We start from the raw sequence: 7,907 nt of genomic DNA on the forward strand, positions 1-7,907 counted from the left end.
CGGTAAGGCGCCCGTGTCATCTGGATGCCCCTACGCGAAGTTGTACCAGGAAGAGCCGCACCCCGACCCCTACGCCGTGTACGCGCAGATGAGGGAGGAGTACGGCCCCGTCGTCCCCGTGGAGCTGGAACCCGGGGTGCGCGGCTGGTTGGTCACCGACTACAACACCCTCATCAGTTGGTGCCGGGACACGACCGGCTTCACCCACGACCCGCGCCTGTGGAAGGACTACGCCGAAGGCCGCATCGACGACTCCGCGGCCGTGGTGCCCATGATGGCGCCGCGCCCCAACGCCCTGTTCACCGACGGGGCCGAGCACCAGCGTTACCGGCGGGCCATCTCCGACAGCTTCGGGGCGGTCAGCGAACAGCACCTGGCATCGGTCACCCGTGAGGTCGCCGACTCCCTCGTCGACACCTTCTGTGAGCGCGGGGAGAGCGACCTCCTCAACGAGTTCGCGCGTCTCCTGCCGCTGCTGGTCATGAGTGTGGTGTTCGGCATGGACGAGGAGCGTGCCCTGCGCTTCGCACGCGCCAGCCGCGACCTGTGGACGGGTGTGGACGCCGAACGCGCCAACGCCGAGGCCGAGCGGGCCCTGTCGGAGACGGTGAGCGACAAGCACCGGGCTCCGGGCGACGACGTCACCAGCCGCCTCGTCCAGCACCGGGCAGCGTTGACGGACGAGGAGGTCATCATGCAGATGCTCCTCATGGTCACCGCCGCCAACGAACCCACCGCGAACCTCGTCAACTCCACGCTGCGCGCCGCCCTCACCGAGCCCGACCGCAACCCCGAGCGGTACCGCACCGACGGAGAGCTGGGCGCCCTCGTCGACCGTGTGCTGTGGCAGGACCCGCCGATCACGAACTATCCGGTGATCTACCCGCGCGTGGACGTGCCCGCCGGGGGCGGCCGCACCATCGAGGCGGGCTCGCCGATCCTCCTCGGTTTCGCGGCCGCGAACCGTTTCTTCGCCGAGGAGAACGCCGACCACATCGCCGAGTCGGCCAACCGTGCCCACGTCGCGTGGGGGGCCGGTCCGCACCGGTGCCCGGCCCGGGACCAGGCCGTCACCATCACCACAGCGGCGGTGCGTACGGTGTTGCACCGCCTCCCCTCGCTACGCCTCGCCGTTCCCCCGGAGGAACTGCGGTGGAACCTGACCGGGCTCTCCTGGGTCCCGGTCAGTCTTCCGACGGTTTTCGAACCACAAGCCCCCCTGTCCCACGCAACAGTGGAAGGAACCCATTGGAGCCCGTCCGAATCGCCCCGGGAAACCTCCGCGCCCAAGCGGCCCACCTCCGGGAGGTCTCCCCTGTCGTCCCTGTCGTCCTTCCTGGGGAAGTTGCTGCGTGGGTCGTGACCACCCACGCCGGGGTCACCGAGGCACTCGCCGATCCCCGCATCCAGAAGAACCGCAAGCACTGGAAGGCCTTCAACGCCGGTGAGGTCCCGCCGGACTGGCCGCTGATGTCCTGGATCATCAACGAGAACATGCTCTCGCAGGACGGGGAGACCCACACCCGGCTGCGCAAACTGATCTCCAAGGCCTTCACCCCGCGCCGCGTGGAACTCATGCGCGACGACATCGTGGGGATCGTCGACCGCCTGCTGAACGACCTGGAAGCGCAGGCGGCCGAGAGCGGGGACGGCGTTGTCGACTTCAAGGAGATCGTCGCGATGCCGCTGCCGCTGACCGTGATCAGCGAACTCTTCGGCGTCGAGGTCGCGATCCGCAGCGAGATGCACGACCTGGTCAGTACGTTCTTCGACCAGTCCACCACCCCCGAGCAGGCGATGCAGTCCTTCGCCCGTCTGTGGGAGGTCCTCACCCAACTGGTGGCCGAGAAGCGGGAGCAGCCCGGCGACGACCTCACCAGCGGCCTCATCGCCTCACGCGACGACCAGGACAAACTCACCGAGGACGAGCTGATCTGGGCACTGGTGCTGTTCATCAGTGCGGGCTACGAGACCACGATGAACCTCATCCCGAACGTGGTGCGCGCCCTCCTCCAGCATCCCGACCAGCTCCAGTTGCTCCTGGACGGCCGTGCCGAGTGGGCCGACGCCACCGAGGAGGTGCTGCGCTGGGACTCCCCGGGCGAGTACGTCCCGATGCGTTACACCACCGAGGACATGGAACTGGCCGGTGTGCGGATCCCCCAGGGCGAGGCCCTGCTCATGGGTTATGGATCGACCGGCCGGGACAAGGAGCGCTACGGCGAGACCGCCGACGTCTTCGACATCACACGCGAGGACACCTCCCACCTGAGTTTCTCCCACGGGCGCCACTACTGCCTGGGGGCGAACCTGGCCCGCATGGAGGTCAACGAACTGATCCCGCGCCTGTTCGAGCGCTTCCCGAAGATCCGGATCGCCGTCGGCGACGCCGACCTGGAGCCGATGCCGTCGATCATCGTCTCCGGGGTGAGGACGCTGCCGGTGCGAGTGGACTGACGTGTGTGCCGGGTGAGGAAACGCCCGGCCCCGGGCCCCGCCGTGCGAACCGTCCCCGCGAACGGTACCGGCGGGGTCCCCGCAGGTCATGGGCGAAGGCCGCCGAGAGGCCACGTGTGATGAGGAACCGGTCTTCGGCGGTCAACCCCGGGGCCCGCTGGGGAATCCTAGGGTGTGTCCGGTGGCTGCCTTCCGCCGCGCAGGAATCCTGTGCCCGCCGCGCGCGCTCTATGGTGTGAGTGGACTCCGGCCCGGCTGCGGCCCGGCCCGTGCCCGGTCGGAGCGGCGCCCCTCGTCCCTTCGCCCACCCCTCCCTCCGCAGAGGATCTCACTCGAGCATGAACAGTTCGGAAGCCGACCCCGGTCGTGTCCTGGTCAACCGCTACCGTCTCGACGACGTCATCGGCACCGGAGGGATGGGCCGTGTCTGGCAGGGAACCGACACCCTCCTGGACCGTCCGGTCGCGGTCAAGGAACTCACCACGCCCCCGGGCCTGCCCGACCACGAGGTCGAGGTCCTGCGCACCCGCATGATCCGGGAGGCCCGGAGCGCAGCCCAGCTCAGCCACCCCTCGATCATCACGGTCTTCGACGTCGCAGACGAGGACGGGCGCCCCTGGATCGTCATGGAACTCGTCCGGGGCCCTTCCCTGGGTACCCTCCTGCGCGACGAGGGCACCCTGCCGGTCCACCGCGCCGCCGAGATCGGCGAGCAGATGGCCGCGGCGTTGTCCGAGGCCCACCGGCGCGGCATCGTGCACCGCGACATCAAACCGGGGAACGTGCTCATCGCCGGCGACGACCGGGCCGTCCTCACCGACTTCGGTATCGCCCACCTGGACGGGTCCACACACCTGACCAGTACGGGCCTGCTCATCGGTTCGCCCAGCTACCTGGCCCCCGAGGTCGCCCACGGCTACTCGGCCGCCCCCGCCTCCGACATGTGGGCCCTGGGGGTGACCCTGTACCAGGCGGTGGAGGGCACACTGCCCTTCGACCGCCCCACCCCGATGTCGACCCTGACCGCGATCGTCACCCAGGACCTGCCGGAGCCGACCCGAGCCGGGGCGCTCGCGCCGCTGTTGGCCGAGCTCTGCGCCAAGGAGCCGGAGGACCGTCCCACCAGTGACCGGGTGCGTGCCCGGCTGCGGGAGATTCACGAGGCCGCCGAGGCGGGGCCGACGGGTGCGGCCGCCGCCCCCGCGCCGGTGCCCGGGCCCGCCCCGGAACCCGTCGCCACCGGGACCGCCGCATCCGCCCAGGGCCCCCCTGCCGTGGCCGCTGCCGGTGCAACCGCAGGGAGCGCGGCGGACGGTGACCGGGGCTCCAAACGCAACCGCAACCTCGTCATCGCCGCGGTCGCCCTCGTGGTGCTCGTCGCCGGCGCCGTCACCTCCGCCCTGGTCAGCATGAACCGCGACGACACCGAACAGCTCGTCGGCGGCGGCCAGGCCGGGTCGGCGGACGAAGCACCCCAGGAGCCCACGGGAGCGGAGGATGAACCGGCGGAGAGTACGTCCGAGCCCGGGGCCGGAGCCACCGAGGAGGACGAGGACGGCCAGGACGAGGCCGGAGAGGAGGACGGTTCCGACGACGAGGAGTGGGACTTCCTCGAACGCCACGAGGACGAGAGCGGCTTCTCCGTCGACGTGCCCGAGGGCTGGGAGATCGAACGCCAGGGCCACATGGTCTACTTCCACAACCCCGACGGCGGCTACCTCATGGTCGACCAGACCGATGCCCCCAACGACGACGCGGGCGACGACTGGCGCGACCTCGAGCCCGCAGCGAGCGGCAACTTCGACGGGTACTCCCTCATCGGTATCGAAGACGTCGACGCCGAGTGGGCCGACGACTACAACAGCGCCGCCGACTGGGAGTTCACCTTCTCCGACGGCGACAGGCACGCCATCAACCGGGGCTTCCACACCGACGAGAAGGGATATGCGCTCTTCCTGGTGAGCCCGGAGGAGCCGGAGGTCAACCACCAGCTCCTCGACCACATCTCGGAGTCCTTCGAGCCGGCCTCCTGACCCGGGCCGGGCCGGACCCGGCCCGGGCGGTTCGCGTCCTGGCCGTGCCCCGGCGTCGGTACCGTGAAGCCCATGAGTGTCTTGGTCACCGGCCCCACCGGAATGGTCGGGCGACGCGTCCTGACCGAACTGCGCAGGCGCGGCATCACCGCCGCGGGTGCCTCACGTACGTCGGAGGTGCGGCTGGACTGGACCGACACCTCCGACTGGGACGAGGTCCTCGACGGTGTCGAGAGCGTCTTCGTGGTCACACCCATCGGACGCTCCCTCGGGAACCGGGTGGCCGGCTTCATCGAGAAGGCCGCCGAGAAGGGTGTGGACAAAGCGGTCGTGATGTCGTCCATGGGCAGTGAGCACGCACCCTCCGACTCCGACCAGCGCGTGGCCGAGGAGCGGGCCCGCAAGGTCTTCGACAAGTGGACCGTCCTGCGCCCCAACTGGCTCCACCAGGACTTCACCGAGGGCACGTTCGCCGGCCTGGCCCGTTCGCGCAACGGTCGCCTCGAACTACCCGTCAGGAAACACACCGCGGTGAGTTTCGTGGACGCCCGCGACGTCGCCAACACCGCCGTGGCCGCGCTCGTCGGCGACCACGCCGGCCGCGAGTACACCCTCACCGGGCCCGAGCCCGTCACCTTCAAACAGTTCGTGCGCATGACCAAGGGCACCGACAGCCCCGTATGGCGCTTCAAGAAGATCGACGAGGCCGGGTTCTACTTCCGGGCACGCAACCGCGGCTGGGGCGACCGCTACATCGACACCCTCAACGAGCGGTTCGCCGCCGCCGTCGCGGGCCGGGCCGCCGAGGTCACCGAGGACGTGCGCGCGGCACTGGGCCGCGACCCCGGGCCGGTGGCCAAGTTCATCCGCGAGGAGACCGCATGAGATAAGGACCCCCGGAGCTGCGCCGGACCCCGGGGGTCCTCCTGTGTCCCTTCGGACGGGCGGGCCCGAAGGGCCATCGACGAGCGCCTGGACCGGGGTCCGCGCCCCTCTGACGGAACACAGACGGGACAAGCCCTTCACAGGAGCGTCCGAGGTCGCTCCGAAGGCACATGACCGCCGGCCCTGCTCACGGCTCACGGTCTTGTCAGAGACCGGCCGTGAACAGGGCTTTTCGTGTTTGGGGCGGTCTACTTCAGCAGCTGGCGCGCCATGACCATGCGCTGGATCTGGTTCGTGCCTTCGTAGATCTGGGTGATCTTGGCGTCGCGCATCATGCGCTCGACCGGGAAGTCCTTCACGTAGCCGGCACCGCCCAGCAGCTGCACGGCGTCGGTGGTGATCTCCATGGCCGCGTCGGAGGCGTAGCACTTGGCGGCCGCACCGTAGAAGGGCAGGTCGTCGTCGTGCCGTTCGGACTTGGCGGCGGCCGTGTAGACCATCTGGCGGGCGGTCTCGAGCTTCATCGCCATGTCGGCGAGCATGAACTGCACGCCCTGGAAGTCGGCGACGGACTTGCCGAACTGCTTGCGCTCCTTGACGTAGGCCACGGCCTGGTCGAGAGCCCCCTGGGCGATACCGACGGCCTGCGCGCCGATGGTGACGCGGGTGTGGTCGAGGGTGCGCAGGGCGATCTTGAGGCCTTCACCGGGGGCACCGACGATGCGGTCGCCGGGCACACGCACGTCGTCGAAGAACAGTTCGCGGGTCGGGGAGCCCTTGATGCCCAGCTTGCGCTCGGGCTCGCCCAGGGTGAACCCGGCGTCGTCGGCGTGCAGGACGAACGCGGAGATGTTGCCGCCGCGCTTGCCCTCGGGGTCGGTGACGGCGAGCACGGTGTAGTAATCGCTCACGCCGGCGTTGGTGATCCAGGACTTCTGGCCGTTGAGGATCCAGTCGTCGCCGTCGGGCGTGGCCTGGGAGCGCATGCTCGCGGTGTCGGAGCCGGCCTCGCGCTCGGACAGGCCGTAGGAGAACATCGCCTCGCCACGGGCGACCGCGGGCAGGTAGCGCTGCTTGATCTCCTCGGAGCCGCCCAGGACGACCGGCATGGTGCCGAGCTTGTTGACGGCCGGGATGAGCGAGGAGGAGCCGCACACCCGGGCGACCTCCTCGATGACGATGCACGTGGCCAGCGCGTCGGCGCCCATGCCCTCGTACTGCTCCTCGATGTGGGGGGCGTGGAAGTCGGTGGACACGAGAGCCTCGAGTGCCTCCTGCGGGAAGCGGCTCTGCTCGTCCACGTCGGCGGCGTGCGGAGCGATCTTGTCCTCGGAGACCGCGCGCACCGCCTCGCGCAGCTCTTCGTGTTCCTCCGTGGTTCTGAACAGATCGAAGTCGCTCATCGTGTTCTCCTCCGTCTGGCACCGCGTGCCGAATCATGGCATTCAGTGCCAGGATAGGAGGTGAAAAGTGTGAAGTACACCGGTGGCGCGGTAATACTCTTTGGCGGTGGAACGGAGGTGGCCGTGGCTCAGACGCGGGTGAGTACGCGGGAGGTCGTCCTCGCGGCGGTCGGCCTGTTCACCGAGTACGGGTTCGAACGCACGACGATGGACGGGATCGCGACCGCGACGGGGGTGAGCCGCCGCAGCCTCTTCCGGCGCTTCGGCTCGAAGGAGGACATCCTCTTCTCCGAGCACGACGAGCTCTTCACCACGGTGGTGCGCTACCTCGACGCATCCCCGGACGACCCCCTCAGCGCGGTGCGCTCGGCCGCGCGCATGGTCTTCCAGGGGTACTTGCGCGACCCCGGGATCACCCTGCCCCGCTACCACCTGGTGCGGGCGCACCCGCGCCTGCGGGACCGGGAGGTGGCGATGACGGCCCGCTACCAGTCGGCCTTCAGCCACTACCTGACCGAACGAGTCGGCACCGGGCTCTCCCTGGCCTCGGGTGTGGTGGCCGCGTCCGTGATCGCGGCCCACAACCACGTGCTGCGTTCCTGGCTGCGCGACCCGGACGAGGGTGTGGACGCTGTGTGGGCGCGCTTCGACGACGCGATGGCCTACGTCAGCACTGCCGCGAGGCCGCTCCTGGAGCCGGGGGCCGGTGCGCAGTCGGACCGGGTCCTGGTCGCCCTCTACCCCAGCGGCACCGACAACGGAGAAGTGCTGCGCCGGATCGGTTCCGCCCTGGACTCCGACGCCACCTGAGGGCCGGGGTGCTCCGCCTCTTCCAACGCTCCGGACGGCGTCCCGCCGGAGGCGTCCCGAGCGGAGCAGTGGGGACAGGACGGCCGGCGGGGGTACGGCGTTGCGACCGGGCCGCCGCGACCGAGGTCGGTGGTCCGTGAGGGGAACCGTCGCACTTAGGCTGGACGGGGCCGAAGACCGACAGCGACATGAGCGGGACAGGGCGAGCGGCGATGAGCGTGGACACGGCGGACGCGGCACGGCAGGGTGCCACCGCGGCACATGAGGCTGCCAAGCGGCGGACGTTTGCGGTGATCTCCCACCCCGACGCCGGTAAGTC

Annotated in this window: 6 protein-coding genes; 5 read left to right on the forward strand and 1 reads right to left on the reverse strand. The window is 69.8% G+C overall.

What is annotated here, in order from left to right:
- Positions 1–76 precede the first annotated feature (76 nt).
- From D456_RS0116175 to D456_RS0116190, 4 genes are all read left to right on the forward strand, one after another.
- A complete protein-coding gene (locus D456_RS0116175) occupies positions 77–1,363 on the forward strand; it encodes a cytochrome P450 family protein (RefSeq protein WP_026115937.1) in 1,287 nt (428 codons plus the stop codon).
- Complete coding sequence (locus D456_RS0116180; protein ID WP_017577227.1) at positions 1,360–2,457, forward strand: cytochrome P450 family protein; 1,098 nt, start codon at positions 1,360–1,362, stop codon at positions 2,455–2,457. Before D456_RS0116175 ends, D456_RS0116180 begins: the two co-directional genes overlap by 4 nt.
- 338 nt (positions 2,458–2,795) lie before the next feature.
- Positions 2,796–4,490 carry a serine/threonine-protein kinase gene (locus D456_RS0116185; RefSeq protein ID WP_017577228.1) on the forward strand — a complete coding sequence of 565 codons (1,695 nt, stop codon included), beginning with the start codon at positions 2,796–2,798 and terminating at the stop codon, positions 4,488–4,490.
- Positions 4,491–4,562: 72 nt separating this feature from the next.
- A complete protein-coding gene (locus D456_RS0116190; protein WP_017577229.1) occupies positions 4,563–5,375 on the forward strand; it encodes an SDR family oxidoreductase in 813 nt (270 codons plus the stop codon).
- Positions 5,376–5,623: 248 nt separating this feature from the next.
- Here D456_RS0116190 and D456_RS0116195 read toward each other — a convergent pair whose 3' ends face one another.
- Complete coding sequence (locus D456_RS0116195) at positions 5,624–6,778, reverse strand: acyl-CoA dehydrogenase family protein (protein ID WP_017577230.1); 1,155 nt, start codon at positions 6,776–6,778, stop codon at positions 5,624–5,626.
- Positions 6,779–6,895: 117 nt separating this feature from the next.
- Between D456_RS0116195 and D456_RS0116200 the strand changes: the two genes are divergently transcribed.
- Positions 6,896–7,588 (forward strand): TetR/AcrR family transcriptional regulator, encoded by a 693-nt coding sequence (locus D456_RS0116200; protein WP_017577231.1) that lies wholly within the window; start codon positions 6,896–6,898, stop codon positions 7,586–7,588.
- The last annotated feature ends 319 nt before the right edge of the window (positions 7,589–7,907 follow it).

Source organism: Nocardiopsis kunsanensis DSM 44524 (assembly GCF_000340965.1).
Taxonomy (GTDB): Bacteria; Actinomycetota; Actinomycetes; order Streptosporangiales; family Streptosporangiaceae; genus Nocardiopsis; species Nocardiopsis kunsanensis.

Excerpts from the sequence above, each read along its gene's own strand:
- D456_RS0116185 (WP_017577228.1), top strand. The coding sequence starts at position 2,796 with ATGAACAGTTCGGAAGCCGACCCCGGTCGTGTCCTGGTCAACCGCTAC.
- D456_RS0116190 (WP_017577229.1), top strand. The coding sequence starts at position 4,563 with ATGAGTGTCTTGGTCACCGGCCCCACCGGAATGGTCGGGCGACGCGTC.
- D456_RS0116195 (WP_017577230.1), bottom strand. The coding sequence starts at position 6,778 with ATGAGCGACTTCGATCTGTTCAGAACCACGGAGGAACACGAAGAGCTG.